Annotated in this window: 16 protein-coding genes; 5 read left to right on the plus strand and 11 right to left on the minus strand. The window is 55.2% G+C overall.

The features are described from left to right. Positions 1-52 precede the first annotated feature (52 nt). Positions 53-703 (minus strand): tellurite resistance TerB family protein, encoded by a 651-nt coding sequence (locus JZ655_RS12620; protein ID WP_207291960.1) that lies wholly within the window; start codon positions 701-703, stop codon positions 53-55. A gap of 92 nt (positions 704-795) precedes the next feature. Continuing rightward, a complete protein-coding gene (gene yebF / locus JZ655_RS12625; RefSeq protein ID WP_207291961.1) occupies positions 796-1,143 on the minus strand; it encodes a protein YebF in 348 nt (115 codons plus the stop codon). Between the two features lie 149 nt (positions 1,144-1,292). Here yebF and purT point away from each other — a divergent pair, with 149 nt between their 5' ends. Next, entirely contained in the window at positions 1,293-2,471 is a 1,179-nt protein-coding gene (gene purT, locus JZ655_RS12630; RefSeq protein ID WP_207291962.1) for a formate-dependent phosphoribosylglycinamide formyltransferase, read from the plus strand. Between the two features lie 44 nt (positions 2,472-2,515). Here purT and kdgA read toward each other — a convergent pair whose 3' ends face one another. The 3 genes from kdgA to zwf form a co-directional block, all read right to left on the minus strand. Further along, on the minus strand, positions 2,516-3,157 hold the full coding sequence (gene kdgA, locus JZ655_RS12635; protein WP_207291963.1) for a bifunctional 4-hydroxy-2-oxoglutarate aldolase/2-dehydro-3-deoxy-phosphogluconate aldolase: 642 nt from the start codon (positions 3,155-3,157) through the stop codon (positions 2,516-2,518). Positions 3,158-3,196: 39 nt separating this feature from the next. Continuing rightward, entirely contained in the window at positions 3,197-5,008 is a 1,812-nt protein-coding gene (edd, locus tag JZ655_RS12640; RefSeq protein ID WP_207291964.1) for a phosphogluconate dehydratase, read from the minus strand. A 232-nt stretch (positions 5,009-5,240) separates the two neighbouring features. After that, a complete protein-coding gene (zwf, locus tag JZ655_RS12645) occupies positions 5,241-6,716 on the minus strand; it encodes a glucose-6-phosphate dehydrogenase (RefSeq protein WP_040075139.1) in 1,476 nt (491 codons plus the stop codon). Positions 6,717-7,076: 360 nt separating this feature from the next. Here zwf and JZ655_RS12650 point away from each other — a divergent pair, with 360 nt between their 5' ends. Continuing rightward, the gene (locus JZ655_RS12650) at positions 7,077-7,946 is read left to right on the plus strand and encodes a MurR/RpiR family transcriptional regulator (RefSeq protein WP_207293844.1); all 870 of its coding nucleotides are present in this window, start codon (positions 7,077-7,079) and stop codon (positions 7,944-7,946) included. Between the two features lie 108 nt (positions 7,947-8,054). Next, a complete protein-coding gene (gene pyk / locus JZ655_RS12655) occupies positions 8,055-9,497 on the plus strand; it encodes a pyruvate kinase (RefSeq protein WP_046885108.1) in 1,443 nt (480 codons plus the stop codon). 46 nt (positions 9,498-9,543) lie between these two features. Here the strand turns inward: pyk and lpxM are convergent, their stop codons facing one another. The 3 genes from lpxM to znuA form a co-directional block, all read right to left on the minus strand. Then, the gene (lpxM, locus tag JZ655_RS12660; protein ID WP_207291965.1) at positions 9,544-10,515 is read right to left on the minus strand and encodes a lauroyl-Kdo(2)-lipid IV(A) myristoyltransferase; all 972 of its coding nucleotides are present in this window, start codon (positions 10,513-10,515) and stop codon (positions 9,544-9,546) included. Between the two features lie 118 nt (positions 10,516-10,633). Continuing rightward, complete coding sequence (mepM, locus tag JZ655_RS12665) at positions 10,634-11,953, minus strand: murein DD-endopeptidase MepM (protein WP_207291966.1); 1,320 nt, start codon at positions 11,951-11,953, stop codon at positions 10,634-10,636. A 15-nt stretch (positions 11,954-11,968) separates the two neighbouring features. Continuing rightward, positions 11,969-12,913, minus strand: coding sequence for a zinc ABC transporter substrate-binding protein ZnuA (gene znuA / locus JZ655_RS12670; protein ID WP_046885106.1), 945 nt, complete (start codon positions 12,911-12,913; stop codon positions 11,969-11,971). A 77-nt stretch (positions 12,914-12,990) separates the two neighbouring features. Here znuA and znuC point away from each other — a divergent pair, with 77 nt between their 5' ends. Then, the gene (gene znuC, locus JZ655_RS12675; RefSeq protein WP_040075130.1) at positions 12,991-13,746 is read left to right on the plus strand and encodes a zinc ABC transporter ATP-binding protein ZnuC; all 756 of its coding nucleotides are present in this window, start codon (positions 12,991-12,993) and stop codon (positions 13,744-13,746) included. Next, complete coding sequence (znuB, locus tag JZ655_RS12680) at positions 13,743-14,528, plus strand: zinc ABC transporter permease subunit ZnuB (protein WP_040075128.1); 786 nt, start codon at positions 13,743-13,745, stop codon at positions 14,526-14,528. The genes znuC and znuB overlap by 4 nt, the downstream gene beginning before the upstream one ends. 39 nt (positions 14,529-14,567) lie before the next feature. On the opposite strand, the gene ruvB is transcribed toward znuB, so the two are convergent. The 3 genes from ruvB to ruvC all read right to left on the minus strand — a co-directional run bounded on the left by ruvB (position 14,568) and on the right by ruvC (position 16,801). Next, positions 14,568-15,578 (minus strand): Holliday junction branch migration DNA helicase RuvB, encoded by a 1,011-nt coding sequence (gene ruvB, locus JZ655_RS12685; RefSeq protein ID WP_040075127.1) that lies wholly within the window; start codon positions 15,576-15,578, stop codon positions 14,568-14,570. Between the two features lie 8 nt (positions 15,579-15,586). After that, positions 15,587-16,198 (minus strand): Holliday junction branch migration protein RuvA, encoded by a 612-nt coding sequence (gene ruvA, locus JZ655_RS12690; protein WP_040075126.1) that lies wholly within the window; start codon positions 16,196-16,198, stop codon positions 15,587-15,589. Positions 16,199-16,279: 81 nt separating this feature from the next. Then, on the minus strand, positions 16,280-16,801 hold the full coding sequence (gene ruvC, locus JZ655_RS12695; protein ID WP_040075124.1) for a crossover junction endodeoxyribonuclease RuvC: 522 nt from the start codon (positions 16,799-16,801) through the stop codon (positions 16,280-16,282). Positions 16,802-16,831 lie beyond the last annotated feature (30 nt).

A 16,831-nucleotide genomic window follows, 5' to 3' on the forward strand; every position in this document is an offset into this window, starting at 1 on the left:
TTGGCAAATCACACGAATGATGCAAGCGAAACGCGCAGTCATGCACAAAAATTTATCCCGGTAGTGCCTGTTTCTGCTGCTTTATATCCTGTTCAATGCCCTCCCGAACCTCCTGCGGGATCTTTAACGCATCGCCCAGCGCATTCAGATAGCTGCGCTCCATAAAATGGTCGATGTCGATGGCGGCACAGCTCAGGAAGTAGACCTCCAGCGCCTCTTCCTCGTTTTTGACCCCCTGGGCCAGGCGTGCGGGATCAAGAGGTTGTTCAATGGCGCGTGCGACCAGGGCCCGGCCCTGCTCTTCCACGCCTGCTTCACGCATCTGCTGCTCGATTGCGGCACGTTCGGTCGCATCAATATGTCCGTCGCTTTTTGCGGCAAACACCAGCGCAAGAATAAGGCGCTCACTGCGTTCATCGAGGGAGGATGACTGTTGACCAAACTGCGGCTCATCCTGATGCGCCCCTCGAATTTTGTCCTTATATTTATTCCACAGCACCGTACCAGCAACCGCTCCGCCCCCGGCCAATAACGCACCGGTGCCATATTTAGTCAGCAATTTTCGGGATGATTTATTAGCGACCAACAGGCCGGCAAGCCCGCCCAACGCGCCGGGTACCAGCAATTTACTCAGCCCTTCACCCGAGCCGTTCGATGACTTCTGACCCAACATAGACTGTATTTGATTCAACCAGTTCGACATGATTCCCCTCGCATTTTAGTTCATCAATTTCACAGCCTAAGCGAGGGGATGTCAGGAAATGTCTGCGGCATAAAAAGAAGCGAAAATTCATATTACTGCGCGACGTACTGCGCGCTGCCGGCTGCGCAATCAATTTTTACCTGATAATGAATATCGGCGCTTTTACCGCGCACCGTCAGCGGCACGGTCCAGTGGTTATCCTGACTTTTGACCTGTTGCGGATTGATCCATGCGACCGGATCGGCCTGCCCCAGCTTCTGTTGATCGTCTGCCCAGCGGACAATACGATTTTGCAGGTAATCCCGTTTTACGCTGGCGGCGATACCTTCCGCATTTTGCCCTTCACAGGCAGGAAATTTCACCGTTTTCTCACTTTTTGCCTGCGCGCCGGCGCTGGCGACCAGTAGCGCGACGACCATTACGCCCCCTGTTTTGTTCATGCTCTTCTCCTGTGATTTAACACATTGACAAGCATGGACTAAAAATAGGGCTTTGCCAGTAACGCGCTGTAACAGAGGCAGATTCTGTAACAGAAGACAGACGCAAACGTTTTCGTTTATACTGCGCGCAACTTTTTCAGGGGGATGTTATGACTCGTTTAGGTACTGCGCTGCGTCCGGCAGCCACGCGTGTAATGCTGTTAGGCTCCGGTGAGTTGGGAAAAGAGGTCGCCATTGAGTGCCAGCGTCTGGGAATTGAAGTTATAGCGGTCGATCGTTATCCCGATGCGCCCGCCATGCACCTCGCGCATCGCTCGCACGTCATTAACATGCTCGACGGCGATGCCCTGCGGGGCCTGATTGCTAAAGAGAAACCGCATTTTGTGGTTCCCGAGATCGAAGCCATCGCGACCGACACCCTGCTGGCGCTTGAGGCCGAAGGCCAGCGCGTGGTGCCCTGCGCTCGCGCCGCGAAATTGACCATGAACCGTGAGGGCATCCGTCGGCTGGCCGCCGAAGAGCTGGCGATCCCCACCTCCAGCTACCGTTTTGCCGACAGCAAAGAGGCCTTTTTACAGGCGGTGAACGAGATTGGCTACCCGTGCATCATTAAGCCCGTGATGAGCTCTTCTGGCAAAGGCCAAAGCTTTATCCGTACGGCTGAACAGCTCGATGCGGCCTGGGATTACGCGCAACAGGGTGGTCGCGCGGGAGCCGGACGGGTGATTGTTGAGGGCGTTGTGAAGTTTGATTTTGAAATCACGCTGCTTACCGTCAGCGCCGTCGACGGGGTGCACTTCTGCGATTCTATTGGTCATCGTCAGGAAGATGGCGATTACCGCGAGTCCTGGCAGCCACAGCAGATGAGTCCTCTGGCGCTGGAGCGCGCGCAGGAGATCGCCCGCAAAACCGTCTTAGCCCTGGGCGGTTATGGTCTGTTTGGCGTGGAGCTGTTTGTCTGCGGCGATGAGGTGATCTTTAGCGAGGTCTCCCCTCGCCCGCATGATACCGGCATGGTGACACTGATATCGCAAGATCTGTCCGAGTTTGCGCTGCACGTGCGTGCTTTCCTCGGCCTGCCGGTGGGCGGAATTCGTCAGTACGGCCCGGCGGCATCGGCGGTGATTTTGCCTCAGCTTACCAGCCAGAATGTCATTTTCGACCATCTCGACGACGCGGTCGGTGCCGGTTTGCAGCTTCGTCTGTTCGGCAAGCCCGACATCGACGGATCCCGTCGCCTGGGGATGGCGCTGGCGACCGGCGAGACCCTTGACGACGCGGTTACACGGGCGAAAGCCGCTGCCAGCGCGGTGAAAGTGGAAGGATAAAAAAAACGGGCCTGATGGCCCGTTTTTTTATGCTCTGACAGCGATTACTGCTGCGCACCCTCAACGGCTTCGCGCGCCAGTTTGGTGATACGATCCCAGTCACCCGCTTCCAGTGCATCAGCAGGAACCAGCCATGAGCCACCGATACAAAGCACGCTTTTCAGCGCCAGGTAGTCACGGTAGTTGGCTGGAGAGATACCGCCGGTTGGGCAGAAACGAACCTGAGAGAATGGACCCGCAATTGCCTGCAGCGCTTTGGTGCCGCCGTTCGCTTCCGCCGGGAAGAATTTGAACTCTTTCAGACCGTAGTCCATGCCCAGCATCAGCTCGGAGACGGTGCTGATCCCAGGAATCAGAGGAATAGTGCCTTCGGTTGCTGCTTTCAGCAGCGGCTCAGTCAGGCCCGGGCTGATAGCAAACTGCGCACCGGCTTCGGTGACGTCGGCCAGTTGCTGCGGGTTCAGTACGGTACCTGCGCCAATGATCGCCTCGGGCACTTCTTTCGCAATGGCACGGATCGCATCCATCGCGCATGCGGTACGCAGGGTCACTTCCAGCACACGTACGCCGCCAGCGACCAGGGCTTTCGCCATCGGTACGGCATGTTCCAGTTTGTGCACCACAATTACCGGCACAACCGGGCCCGTTTTCAGGATTGCTTCTGCACTTGTTTTCCAGTTTTTCATCAGAGTTTTTCTCTCGCCAGATCGATAATTCTTGTCGTCTTAAAACGTAATACAGGTCGCGCCCTGCTCCGCGCCGGAGAGTTTCTCGCGCAGCGCGCTGAACATTTCGCGCCCTGTGCCCACGCGCGATGCGCTCAGGTCAGGAATATGCGGCTTGCGTGCGGCAAGCACGTCTTCATCCACCAATAAGGTCAACTCACCGGTCTGGCCGTTTACGCGGATGATGTCGCCATCGTAAACCTTCGCCAACAGACCACCGTCATAAGCTTCCGGGGTGACGTGGATAGCTGAAGGCACTTTACCTGATGCGCCGGAGAGGCGTCCATCGGTTACTAACGCAATTTTGAAACAGCGGTCCAATAATACACCAAGTGGCGGCATAAGTTTATGTAATTCTGGCATCCCGTTCGCCTTTGGCCCCTGATGGCGTACCACCACCACGCAGTCTCTATCCAGCAGACCAGCCTCGAAAGCAGGCAATACATCATGCTGGCTTTCAAAGACCACCGCGGGGGCTTCGATGATCTGGTTTTCTACCGGCACCGCAGAGGTTTTCATCACCGCCCGGCCCAGATTCCCACTCAGCACTTTAGTACCGCCGTGGAGAGAGAACGGTTTTTCGATAGTGGCAATGACGTTTTCATCCAGCGACGCGGCTGCGCCGTCGCGCCAGTCCAGCTCGCCATTATTCAGCCAGGGCTCCAGGGTGTAGCGCGTCAGGCCAAAGCCTGCCACGGTGTTGACGTCTTCATGCAGCAGGCCACCTTTCAGCAGCTCACGCATTAGCACCGGTACGCCGCCCGCGGCCTGGAAGTGGTTAATATCTGCCGGGCCGTTCGGGTAGAGGCGAGCCATCAGCGGCACCACTTCAGAGAGTTCGGAGAAGTCATCCCAGTTAATCAGGATACCTGCCGCCCGCGCCATCGCCACCAGGTGCATGGTGTGGTTGGTGGAGCCACCGGTTGCCAGCAGGGCTACGATCCCGTTCACCACCACTTTTTCATCGACCATTTTGCCCATCGGCATCCATTCGTTGCCGTTGCCGGTAAGACGCGTCACCTGACGGGCGGCGGCTTCAGTCAGAGCCTGCCGCAGAGGCGCATCCGGTTGAATGAAAGATGAGCCCGGAAGCTGCATACCCATGAACTCCACCACCATCTGGTTGGTGTTGGCGGTACCGTAGAAAGTGCAGGTCCCCGGTGCATGGTAGGAGGCCGCTTCCGCCTCCAGCAGCGCGGCACGATCGGCTTTGCCTTCTGCGTAGAGCTGACGGACGCGGACTTTTTCTTTATTAGGTAAGCCGCTGGCCATCGGGCCTGATGGCACGAAGATTGCCGGAAGGTGACCAAAAGAGAGCGCCGCCATCACCAGGCCCGGGACAATTTTATCGCACACGCCCAGATAGAGCGCGCCATCAAACATATTATGAGACAACCCTACCGCGGCGGACATGGCAATGACTTCACGGCTCAGTAGCGACAGTTCCATACCGTCCTGCCCCTGGGTTACACCATCACACATAGCCGGAACTCCGCCCGCAACCTGCCCCACCGCATTGGCGCTGTGCAGGGCTTTGCGAATGATATCCGGGTAGCGCTCGTAAGGCTGGTGAGCCGAGAGCATGTCGTTATAGGAGGTGATAATCGCGATATTGTTACGCAGCATGCTCTTCAGCGAGGCTTTGTCTTCCGGCTGACAGGCGGCAAAGCCGTGGGCCAGGTTGCCGCAGGCTAACTGCGAACGGTGTACCGTGTCACGCTTCGCCTGCTGGATGCGCGCGAGGTAGTCTGAACGGGTCTGTTTTGAGCGCTCAGCAATGCGTTGTGTTACCCGTAACAATGTCGGATTCATAGATGCTCCTCAATATTAATCTGTCCAGGCTCTGGGATTAACAAAGTGTTTCGCACTCTATAACATCGCGGAAACGCTTTATTGCCGGAGCTCAGGGGCAAAATCGCTTCCGGCAGTGTAATAAAAAAAGCTCCGCGGGGAAATCCACGCGGAGCTTAAATGATTAAAAATTACACCGGGCCTGAGTTAGATCATGTTACCGGTAAAATAACCCTCAAGGATTATCCTGACCTTACTCAAATTCGTTCCAGGAACGACCATCGCGCGTGATCATCGCCACAGAAGCGACCGGACCCCAGGTGCCCGCCTGATAAGGCTTCGGCGCGTCCTGATCGGCAGCCCAGGCTTCGGTGATGGAGTCGACCCACTTCCAGGCCTCTTCCACTTCATCGCGACGCACGAACAGCGCCTGGATACCCCGCATGGTTTCCAGCAGCAGACGCTCGTAAGCATCAGCCAGATGAGTTTCGTTGAAGGTTTCGGAGTAGCTCAGATCCAGCTTGGTAGTCTGCAGGTTGTGTTTGTGATCCAGACCCGGCACTTTGTTCAGAACCTGGATATCCACGCCTTCGTCCGGCTGCAGACGGATGGTCAGCTTGTTCTGCGGCAGCTCCTGCCAGGACTCTTTAAACAGGTTCAGCTCTGGGTTCTTGAAGTAAACCACCACTTCAGAACATTTGGTCGGCAGACGCTTACCGGTACGCAGGTAGAATGGCACACCGGCCCAACGCCAGTTGTCGATATCAACGCGGATCGCCACAAAGGTTTCGGTATTGCTGGATTTGTTGGCACCCTCTTCTTCCAGGTAGCCCGGCACTTTTTTACCCTGCGCAAAGCCTGCAGTGTACTGACCGCGTACGGTCTTCTCACGCACATTCGAGCGATCGATACGGCGCAGGGACTTCAGCACTTTCACTTTCTCGTCGCGAATATTGTCAGCAGAGAGATCGGACGGCGGCGACATGGCGATCATGCACAGAATTTGCAGCAGGTGGTTCTGGATCATGTCACGCATCTGACCAGCCTGGTCAAAGTAACCCCAGCGGCCTTCGATACCCACCTCTTCCGCCACGGTGATTTCCACGTGATCGATGGTGCGGTTATCCCAGTTGTTCGCAAACAGTGAGTTGGCAAAACGCAGCGCCAGCAGGTTCAGAACCGTCTCTTTACCCAGATAGTGGTCAATACGGTATACCTGACACTCTTCGAAGTATTCGCCTACCTGGTCGTTAATTTCGCGGGAGGTATCCAGCGACGTCCCCAGGGGTTTCTCCATCACAACGCGTGCTGGTTTGGCGTTCAGCTTCGCTTCGCCCAGCCCTTTGCAGATTGCACCAAAGGTGCTCGGCGGCATGGCAAAGTAGTTGATGGTAACGCGGTTTTGCTGGTCCAGCATCTCGCCCAGGCGGGTAAAGGATGCCGTGTCATTCACGTCCAGGTTGCAGAAATCAAGACGTCCGCTCAGCGTATCCCACAAACTTTCATCGATCTTCTCCTTCATGAAAGTTTCCAGCGCTTCGCGAACGACCCTGGTGTACTCCTCTTTATCCCAGTCCGCGCGACCGACGCCCAGGATACGGGTTTCCGGATGGATCTGGCCCGCTTTTTCCAGTTGATACAGGGAAGGCAGCAATTTACGGCGTGCAAGATCGCCTTTCGCGCCGAAAATGACCAGGTCACATGCCTGGGCTGTTTGCGTTACCGCCATGTCATTCTCCTCAGTTGGATATGCTGGTGCTTTTGCCAGCATATCGTTGTAATTTTATTACAATGCACTGTACTGCTTTTACGTCATTCCCGAAACCATTAGCGCTTAACGACGCGTGCGATACGCTGTTTTTTCATCGCCCGGCCACATGCAGCACGGTAACGACTTATGAAACCGTTTAAAAATCGTCCTGGCTGCGGGAGGCTAAAACCCGACAGCGATCAAGTAATGAAAAAAAACAACAACATTTCTCAGCACGATTTGCCTTTTCCGGAAGTCACAGGCGTATATTCTTGCTAATTAGATCCATGATTTCACGTATTAATGAAATCGCTTCCACCCATGGGCGCCTTGTTAACAATGAACATGCTGGAAAAAATCCAGTTCCAACTGGAACACCTTAGCAAATCCGAGCGAAAAGTGGCTGAAGTCATTCTCGCCTCCCCCGCTCAGGCCATACACTCAAGCATTGCGGCACTGGCGCAGGGATCCGGGGTCAGTGAACCGACCGTCAACCGTTTCTGCCGCAGCATGGACACTCGCGGCTTTCCTGATTTTAAACTGCATCTGGCTCAGAGTCTTGCTAACGGCACACCTTATGTAAATCGTAATGTCGATGAAGGCGATAGCGTGGAAGCTTATACCGCAAAAATCTTTGAGTCGGCTATGGCAACGCTCGACCAGGTGCGCCAGTCACTGGATATGACGTCGGTAAACCGCGCTGTAGACCTGCTCACCCAGGCGAAGAAAATCGCATTTTTTGGGCTCGGCTCATCCGCTGCGGTGGCACACGATGCCATGAACAAATTTTTCCGCTTCAACGTGCCTGTTATCTATTCCGACGACATCGTGTTACAACGCATGAGCTGTATGAATTGTAACGAAGATGACGTGGTGGTGTTAATCTCGCACACCGGTCGCACTAAGAGCCTGGTTGAGCTGGCGCAACTCGCGCGCGAAAATGATGCCATGGTCATTGCTCTGACCACCGTTGGGACACCGCTGGCGCGGGAAGTCACCCTGGCGATCACCCTCGACGTCCCCGAAGATACCGACATTTATATGCCGATGGTCTCCCGTCTGGCGCAGTTAACGGTGATTGACGTTCTGGCTACCGGTTTTACCCTGCGTCGCGGTGCGAAATTCAGAGATAACTTGAAGCGGGTCAAAGAAGCGCTCAAGGAATCGCGTTTTGATAAAGAGTTACTTATAAAGGGTGATATGCCCTAATCGTTAAAACAAGGTTGTTACTTTTTTCGCTATTCGGTAAGTTTCTGCACAGAGCGCCGAATCAATGTTCACGCAACACCAAAGTTGTTTCAGTCAACGGAGTATTACATGTCCAGAAGGCTTCGCAGAACCAAGATCGTTACCACTTTAGGCCCAGCCACCGACCGCGATAATAATCTCGAGAAAATCATCGCTGCAGGTGCCAACGTGGTACGTATGAACTTCTCACACGGCACGCCAGAAGATCATAAACTTCGTGCGGACAAAGTCCGCGAGATCGCGGCTAAACTGGGACGTCATGTCGCCATCCTTGGCGATCTTCAGGGACCGAAAATTCGCGTTTCGACCTTTAAAGAAGGCAAAGTTTTCCTCAATATCGGCGATAAATTCCTGCTCGACGCCAACCTGGGTAAAGGCGAAGGCGACAAAGAGAAAGTGGGTATCGACTATAAAGGTCTGCCTGCTGATGTGGTACCGGGCGATATTCTGTTGCTCGACGATGGACGCGTTCAGCTGAAAGTGCTGGAAGTCCAGGGAATGCGCGTCTTCACCGAAGTGACCGTTGGCGGCCCGCTTTCTAACAACAAAGGGATCAACAAACTGGGCGGCGGCCTCTCTGCCGAAGCGCTGACCGAAAAAGACAAGGCCGATATTCTTACCGCGGCCCAGATCGGCGTGGATTACCTGGCCGTCTCCTTCCCGCGCTGCGGCGAAGATCTGAACTATGCTCGCCGTCTGGCGCGCGATGCCGGCTGCGATGCGAAAATCGTCGCAAAAGTTGAGCGTGCTGAGGCGGTCTGCAGCCAGGATGCGATGGATGACATCATTCTGGCGTCTGACGTGGTGATGGTGGCGCGTGGTGACCTGGGCGTGGAAATTGGCGACCCGGAACTGGTCGGTATCCAGAAAGCGCTCATCCGCCGCGCCCGTCAGCTGAACCGTTCCGTGATCACCGCGACGCAGATGATGGAGTCGATGATCACCAACCCTATGCCAACCCGTGCGGAAGTCATGGACGTCGCCAACGCCGTGCTGGATGGCACTGATGCGGTCATGCTCTCTGCCGAGACGGCGGCGGGTCAGTATCCGGCTGAAACCGTAGCGGCCATGGCGCGCGTCTGTCTGGGTGCAGAAAAGATCCCTAGCATTAACGTCTCAAAACACCGTCTGGACATTCAGTTCGACAATGTGGAAGAGGCAATTGCAATGTCCGCGATGTACGCCGCCAACCACCTGAAAGGCGTAACCGCTATCATTACCATGACCGAATCTGGTCGTACCGCGCTGATGACATCACGTATCAGCTCTGGTCTGCCCATCTTCGCCATGTCTCGCCATGAACGTACCCTGAATCTCACCGCACTCTATCGCGGTGTAACCCCGGTCTACTTCGACAGCAATAATGACGGCGTCGCCGCAGCTAACGATGCCGTTAATCTGCTGCGTGACAAAGGCTACCTGGTTTCCGGCGATATCGTTATTGTGACCCAGGGTGATGTGATGAGCACCATCGGCTCAACCAACACCACGCGCGTCATGACCGTCGAGTAATCTGTCGCGTTATCGTGATCTAAAAAAGCCCCTGACGGGGCTTTTTTTATTTCTTGCGATAGAGGTCGTTACGTTTGTAGGGCTGTATCTCCCCCGGCTTACGCGTCTTCAGCAACTTAAGGATCCAGGTATACTGCTCCAGATGCGGTCCCACCAGCAGCTCAACCTCTTCATTCATCCGGCGGGCGATGGTGTGATCGTCAGCGGTCATCAGGTCGTCCATCGGCGGGCGCACTTCAATAGTCAGACGGTGGGTCTTGCCATCGTAAATAGGGAACAGCGGCACCACGCGCGCGCGACATACTTTCATCAGGCGGCCAATTGCCGGTAACGTAGCTTTATAGGTCGCAAAGAAATCGACGAACTCGCTGTGCTCAGGGCCGTGGTCCTGATCGGGAAGATAGTATCCCCAGTAGCCCTGACGCACGGACTGAATGAAAGGTTTGATACCATCGTTACGAGCATGCAGACGCCCGCCAAAGCGGCGTCGGACGCTGTTCCAGACGTAATCAAAGACCTTGTTTCCCTGATTGTGGAACATCGCCGCCATCTTCTGCCCCTGGGATGCCATCAGCATCGCAGGAATATCGACGCCCCAGCCGTGCGGCACCAGAAAGATGACCTTTTCGTCATGACGACGCAGCTCGTCGATAATCTCCAGTCCTTTCCAGTCAACGCGCTTTTCCAGCTTTTTTGGGCCGCGCATCGCCAGCTCTGCCATCATCGCCATCGCCTGCGGGGCAGTCGTGAACATGTCGTCAATGAGGGCTTCACGCTCTGCTTCACTCTTTTCGGGGAAGCAGTAGAGTAAGTTAATCTGCGCGCGACGACGCGCGCTCTTACCAAACTTTCCCGCCAGACGCCCTACCGCTCCCAATAGCGGATCGCGAAACGCGGCCGGAGTTAGCGCCAGGCCCGCAAATGCAAAAACACCGATCCAGGCGCCCCAGTGGCGCGGATGGCGAAAGTCTTTCTCAAACTCAGGAATGTATTCAATATTGTTTTTTCTGGTTTTCATGCTTTTTCCAGTGGCGGGTGACGCTGAAAAGAATAATGAGATAGTTTAGCGAGGCAGTGCGTAACGCACAAAAGAAAAAGCCGGCACAGTCGCTGTACCGGCTTTGTCAGCAGAGAAATTAATCGATGCTGAGTTGTGGCAGCACCTGTTTCACCTGCGCCAGGTAATCGGTGCGGTCTTTACCGGTCAACCCTTCGGTACGCGGCAGTTTCGCCGTTAATGGGTTAACCGCCTGCTGGTTGATCCACACTTCATAGTGCAGGTGCGGGCCAGTAGAACGCCCCGTGTTACCAGAGAGCGCAATACGGTCACCGCGCTTCACTTTCTGGCCGGGTTTCACCAGCAGTTTACGCAGGTGCATATAGCGGGTGGTATAAGTACGGCCATGACGCACTGCCACGTAGTACCCTGCTGCACCGCTACGTTTAGCGATCACCACTTCGCCATCACCGACTGACAGCACAGGCGTGCCCTGCGGCATCGCGAAATCAACGCCACGGTGCGGCGCAATACGCCCAGTTACCGGGTTCAGACGGCGTGGGTTAAAGTTAGAGGAGACGCGGAACTGTTTAGCGGTCGGGAAACGCAGGAAGCCTTTCGCCAGTCCGGTACCGTTGCGGTCATAGAATTTGCCATCCTCTGCGCGGACAGCATAATAATCCTTCCCATCTGAACGCAGTCGGACACCTAAAAGCTGGCTCTGCTCACGTTTACCGTCCAGCATTTCGCGGGACATCAATACCGAGAACGCATCGCCTTTTTTCAGTTTGCGGAAGTCCATCTGCCACTGCATGGCTTTGGTCACCGAGCTGATTTCACCGCTCGTCAGGCCGGCATCACGGGCGCTGGCAACAAAGCTGCCGCCCACGGTGCCTTTAATGGCGCTATTCACCCATTCGCCCTGCTGCATCTCACTGCTCATCTTGAAACCGTTTGCAGTACGATCGTAGGTGCGGGTTTCACGACGGGACATTTCCCAGGTCAGGCGTTGTAAATCACCGTTGTCGGTCAGGGTCCAGGAGAGCTGCTGGCCAATTTTCAGGTTACGCAACTCTTTATCGGAGGCAGCAAGCTGGCTGATTTCGCCCATCTCAATGCCATACTGATTAAGAATGCTGCTTAAGGTATCGCCGGTCGAAACGACGTATTCATGGACACCGGCTTCGTTTGCGGTTTTGTCATCGAGCTCATCCTGCGGGATGGCTTCCTCTTCCTGGGGGGCCTGGTCAATAGGCTCACTCGCTTCCGGCAGCAAAGAACGAATTTCACTTCGTTCAAGCTCAATGGTTTTAACGATAGGTGTCGAAACCGGGTGGTAAACGTAGGGTCGCCAGACGGCGACCGCTAAGGTGAGAACGGTAAGCGACCCCAGCATGACGCGGTGGGGCCGGGGCAAATTATTAAATGCCAGGGCGACAGAGCGGGCTATCTGTTGCACGTATTCACTTCCTCGTTAATCTCCTTTCAGGCAGCTCGCATACTGGTTCGCCAGTTGGCTGAGGAACTGCGAATAGCTCGCTTTGCTCAACTGGATATTCGTTCCTAGCGGGTCAAGGGTGCCCATGCGCACGGATGTTCCCCTTGCCACGGCTTCAACGACCGCTGGCCTGAACTGTGGCTCAGCAAAAACGCAGGTCGCTTTTTGCTCAACCAACTGTGTTCTGATTTCATGTAAACGCTGCGCACCAGGCTGAATGACAGGATTCACGGTAAAATGGCCAAGCGGCGTGAGACCGTAATGTTTTTCGTAATAGCCATAGGCGTCATGAAAAACGAAATATCCTTTACCTTTCAATGGTGCGAGCTCGGTACCTACCTGCTTATCGGTTGCGGCAAGCTGTGCCTCAAAATCCTTCAGGTTGGCGTCTAGTTTGGCTCGACTTTGCGGCATAAGTTCCACTAATTTTTCGTGGATTGCAACCGCAGACAACCGCGCTATCTCGGGTGAAAGCCACAGGTGCATGTTGTACTCGCCATGATGGTGATGTGCATCACTATTTTCATCGTCACCCTCGCCGTGACCATGATCATGATCGTGGTCCTCTGCCCCTTTCATGAGCAGCGGTTTAACACCAGACAGATCGGCGATGGCAACTTGATTCGCCGCAGGGACCTGTTTGGCAGACTTCTGCATGAAAGCTTCCATCTCAGGGCCAATCCACACAACTAAGTCCGCGTTTTGTAAGCGTTTTACATCAGATGGGCGTAAGGAGTAATCGTGTTCGGAAGCGCCATCCGGCAGTAAAACCTCGGTCTCGGTCACGCCATCGGCAATGGCGGAGGCGATAAAACCGAGTGGTTTAAGCGAAGCGACAACGGCGGCGTTAACATCTTGTGCTGCGGAACCCCACAGCGCAGCGGATAATGCTGCGAAAAGAAGCGTATTTTTATGTAACATAATGCGACTACTGTTCGTAATGAGTGTGTGGAATGTGATATTATAACATTCGATGACTTCTGCAAGCTTAAATTGACATGACTAATTTAGTTTCTCTCGAAAATGTATCGGTCTCTTTCGGTCAGCGCCGCGTCCTTTCTGACGTCTCTTTGTGCCTGAAACCCGGAAGAATACTGACGTTGCTTGGCCCCAATGGCGCCGGAAAATCCACGCTGGTTCGTGTGGTCCTCGGTCTGGTAGCACCGGACGAAGGGCTCATCAAGCGTGACGGAAAGCTGCGCATTGGCTACGTACCCCAGAAATTACATCTGGACTCCACCCTGCCGCTGACTGTAAATCGCTTTTTGCGTTTGCGTCCTGATACGCGTAAAGAGGATATCCTTCCCGCTCTGAAACGCGTGCAGGCCGGACACCTCATCGACGCCCCGTTGCAAAAACTCTCTGGCGGTGAGACCCAGCGCGTCCTGCTAGCCCGCGCCCTGCTGAATAATCCGCAGCTACTGGTGCTGGATGAGCCGACGCAGGGTGTGGATGTTAACGGCCAGGTTGCGCTTTACGATCTCATCGACCAGCTGCGTAAAGAGCTGAATTGCGCCGTGTTGATGGTTTCCCACGACCTGCACCTGGTGATGGCCAAAACCGATGAGGTGCTCTGTCTCAACCACCATATCTGCTGCTCCGGTACCCCGGAAGTGGTCTCTATGCACCCGGAGTTTATCTCTATGTTCGGCCCACGCGGTGCGGAACAGCTGGGTATTTATCGCCATCAACATAACCACCGCCATGATTTGCAAGGACGAATTGTTCTGCGCCGGGGAAATGGTCACTCATGATTGAATTATTACTGCCCGGCTGGCTGGCCGGGATTATGCTCGCCTGCGCCGCTGGCCCGCTGGGTTCGTTTGTTGTCTGGCGTCGAATGTCCTACTTTGGCGATACGCTGGCCCACGCCTCGCTGCTGGGGGTGGCCTTTGGCTTGCTGCTGGATGTTAATCCATTCTATGCAGTCATCGTTGTTACCCTGCTGCTGGCAGCCGGTCTGGTCTGGCTGGAGAAGCGCCCTCACCTCGCGGTGGATACCCTGCTGGGTATTATGGCCCACAGCGCGCTATCCCTGGGTCTGGTCGTGGTCAGCCTGATGTCGAATATTCGTGTCGATCTGATGGCCTATCTCTTTGGCGACCTGCTGGCCGTGACGCCAGAAGACTTAATCTCCATCGCCATCGGGGTGGTTATTGTCCTCTCCATCCTCTTCTGGCAATGGCGAAATCTGCTGGCCATGACCATCAGCCCGGACCTGGCCTTTGTCGATGGCGTAAAATTGCAGCGCGTGAAGCTGTTACTGATGCTGGTCACCGCGCTTACTATTGGTGTGGCAATGAAATTTGTCGGGGCATTAATTATCACCTCGCTGCTGATCATTCCGGCGGCGACTGCGCGCCGTTTTGCCCGCACGCCGGAGCAAATGGCGGGTGTCGCCGTTGTTGTGGGGATGGTTGCGGTTACGGGCGGGTTAACGTTCTCGGCCTTTTACGACACGCCTGCCGGGCCGTCGGTAGTGCTGTGCGCGGCGCTGTTATTTATCTTCAGCATGATGAAAAAACCCGCCAGCTAGGCGGGTAGGTCCCCTCTCCCGCCGGGAGAGGGAGAAGCCTCACGGCATGGCGGGTGGGGTGATACCAAAGTGATTCCACGCCCGTACCGTCGCCATTCGCCCACGCGGCGTACGCTGTAAAAAGCCCTGCTGAATCAGATAGGGCTCCAGCACGTCCTCAATCGTTTCGCGCTCTTCACCAATAGCCGCCGCCAGGTTATCCAGCCCTACCGGGCCGCCGAAGAATTTATCCAGCACCGCCAGTAGCAGCTTCCGGTCCATATAATCAAAACCTTCCGCATCGACGTTAAGCATATCCAGCGCCTGGGCAGCGATGTCGGATGAGATCGTCCCATCGTGCTTCACCTCAGCAAAGTCACGCACGCGGCGCAGCAATCGGTTGGCGATACGCGGCGTTCCGCGGGAGCGTTTGGCGACTTCGAAAGCCCCCTCCTCGCTCATCTCCAGCCCCATGTAACGCGCGCTTCGACCCACGATGTGCTGCAGATCCGCGACCTGGTAAAACTCCAGACGCTGCACAATGCCAAAGCGGTCACGCAGTGGTGAGGTTAATGATCCCGCACGGGTGGTGGCACCAATGAGGGTAAAAGGCGGTAAATCGATTTTAATGGAGCGCGCGGCCGGGCCTTCGCCGATCATGATATCGAGTTGATAATCCTCCATCGCCGGGTAGAGCACCTCTTCTACCACGGGGGATAAGCGGTGGATCTCATCGATAAATAACACGTCATGCGGCTCAAGGTTAGTGAGCATGGCCGCCAGATCGCCCGCCTTTTCAAGCACCGGGCCAGAGGTGGTACGCAGATTCACCCCCATTTCGTTAGCAACGATATTGGCGAGGGTGGTTTTACCTAACCCCGGGGGACCGAAAATGAGCAGATGATCGAGGGCATCTCCGCGCAGTTTCGCCGCCTGGATGAAGATCTCCATTTGCGAACGCACCTGAGGCTGGCCAATATACTCGTCCAGTAACTTTGGGCGGATTGCGCGATCCACTGCATCTTCTGTCTGAACGCTGCCTGCCGACACCAGACGGTCTGCTTCAATCATCCTTTACCTCACAATGCCGCGCGTAGCGCTTCACGAATCAGAGTTTCACTGTTGGCGTCCGGCTTCGCGATTTTACTCACCATGCGGCTCGCTTCCTGAGGTTTATAGCCCAGCGCCACCAGCGCGGCAACCGCTTCCTGCTCGGCGTCGTCGGTTACAGGTGAGCCCGGAGAAGTAAGCACCAGATCTGCCGCCGGCGTGAACAGGTCGCCATGCAGCCCTTTGAAGCGATCTTTCATCTCAACGATCAGACGCTCCGCGGTTTTCTTCCCGATGCCCGGAAGTTTAATCAGCGCCGCAGGATCTTCGCGCTCCACGGCATTGACAAACTGCTGGGCTGACATGCCGGATAAAATAGCCAGCGCCAGCTTCGGTCCGACGCCGTTGGTTTTTATCAGTTCGCGGAACAGGGTACGTTCTTGTTTGTTATTAAAACCATACAGAAGCTGAGCATCTTCTCGCACCACAAACTGAGTAAAGACAATCGCCTCTTTGCCTGCGTCCGGCAGTTCGTAGAAGCAGGTCATCGGCATATGGACTTCATAGCCCACGCCTCCCGCTTCGAGCAGTACTAACGGGGGTTGTTTTTCAATGATGATGCCTCTGAGTCTGCCTATCACGTGACGCTCCTGCGTTAAGGGCTAAAAATTTCTGCTGCCATAATAAAAAAAGGCTGGATAAACATCCAGCCTGATTTGTCATTATCGTAACCTGCCTCGCGCCAGATTGAGCCGCGACTCGCTCATTTGCACGGCGTTCTGGCTAATATGGCAATGCGTAATCGCAATGGCCAGCGCATCGGCGGCGTCGGCCTGCGGATTAGCGGGGAGCTTTAGCAGAGTGCGCACCATATGTTGCACCTGGCTTTTCTCCGCGCTACCTATACCCACTACCGTCTGCTTGACCTGCCTCGCCGCGTATTCAAATACCGGCAAGTCCTGGTTCACCGCCGCCACGATGGCGACACCGCGTGCCTGACCGAGCTTTAACGCCGAGTCGGCGTTTTTCGCCATAAAAACCTGCTCAATGGCGAAATAGTCGGGCTGGAACTGAGTGATGATCTCCGACACGCCTGCGTAGATCAGCTTCAGGCGTGACGGGAGATCGTCCACTTTGGTGCGGATACAACCGCTGCCGAGATAGGTTAACTGGCGTCCCACCTGACGGATAACGCCATACCCGGTGATGCGTGAGCCAGGATCAATCCCAAGAATAATCGACATCACGCCTCTCCTGTAATGGGTTTACACGCT

The sequence above is a fragment of the Leclercia pneumoniae genome, from assembly GCF_017348915.1.
In the GTDB taxonomy this organism is placed as follows: Bacteria; Pseudomonadota; Gammaproteobacteria; order Enterobacterales; family Enterobacteriaceae; genus Enterobacter; species Enterobacter pneumoniae.

Bases quoted from the DNA above. Each gene is read 5' to 3' on its own strand.
- lpxM (WP_207291965.1), bottom strand. From the start codon at position 10,515: ATGAAAACCAGAAAAAACAATATTGAATACATTCCTGAGTTTGAGAAA.
- yebF (WP_207291961.1), bottom strand. From the start codon at position 1,143: ATGAACAAAACAGGGGGCGTAATGGTCGTCGCGCTACTGGTCGCCAGC.
- ruvB (WP_040075127.1), bottom strand. From the start codon at position 15,578: ATGATTGAAGCAGACCGTCTGGTGTCGGCAGGCAGCGTTCAGACAGAA.
- JZ655_RS12650 (WP_207293844.1), top strand. From the start codon at position 7,077: ATGAACATGCTGGAAAAAATCCAGTTCCAACTGGAACACCTTAGCAAA.
- znuB (WP_040075128.1), top strand. From the start codon at position 13,743: ATGATTGAATTATTACTGCCCGGCTGGCTGGCCGGGATTATGCTCGCC.
- purT (WP_207291962.1), top strand. From the start codon at position 1,293: ATGACTCGTTTAGGTACTGCGCTGCGTCCGGCAGCCACGCGTGTAATG.
- edd (WP_207291964.1), bottom strand. From the start codon at position 5,008: ATGAATCCGACATTGTTACGGGTAACACAACGCATTGCTGAGCGCTCA.
- znuC (WP_040075130.1), top strand. From the start codon at position 12,991: ATGACTAATTTAGTTTCTCTCGAAAATGTATCGGTCTCTTTCGGTCAG.
- zwf (WP_040075139.1), bottom strand. From the start codon at position 6,716: ATGGCGGTAACGCAAACAGCCCAGGCATGTGACCTGGTCATTTTCGGC.
- pyk (WP_046885108.1), top strand. From the start codon at position 8,055: ATGTCCAGAAGGCTTCGCAGAACCAAGATCGTTACCACTTTAGGCCCA.
- ruvC (WP_040075124.1), bottom strand. From the start codon at position 16,801: ATGTCGATTATTCTTGGGATTGATCCTGGCTCACGCATCACCGGGTAT.
- kdgA (WP_207291963.1), bottom strand. From the start codon at position 3,157: ATGAAAAACTGGAAAACAAGTGCAGAAGCAATCCTGAAAACGGGCCCG.
- JZ655_RS12620 (WP_207291960.1), bottom strand. From the start codon at position 703: ATGTCGAACTGGTTGAATCAAATACAGTCTATGTTGGGTCAGAAGTCA.
- znuA (WP_046885106.1), bottom strand. From the start codon at position 12,913: ATGTTACATAAAAATACGCTTCTTTTCGCAGCATTATCCGCTGCGCTG.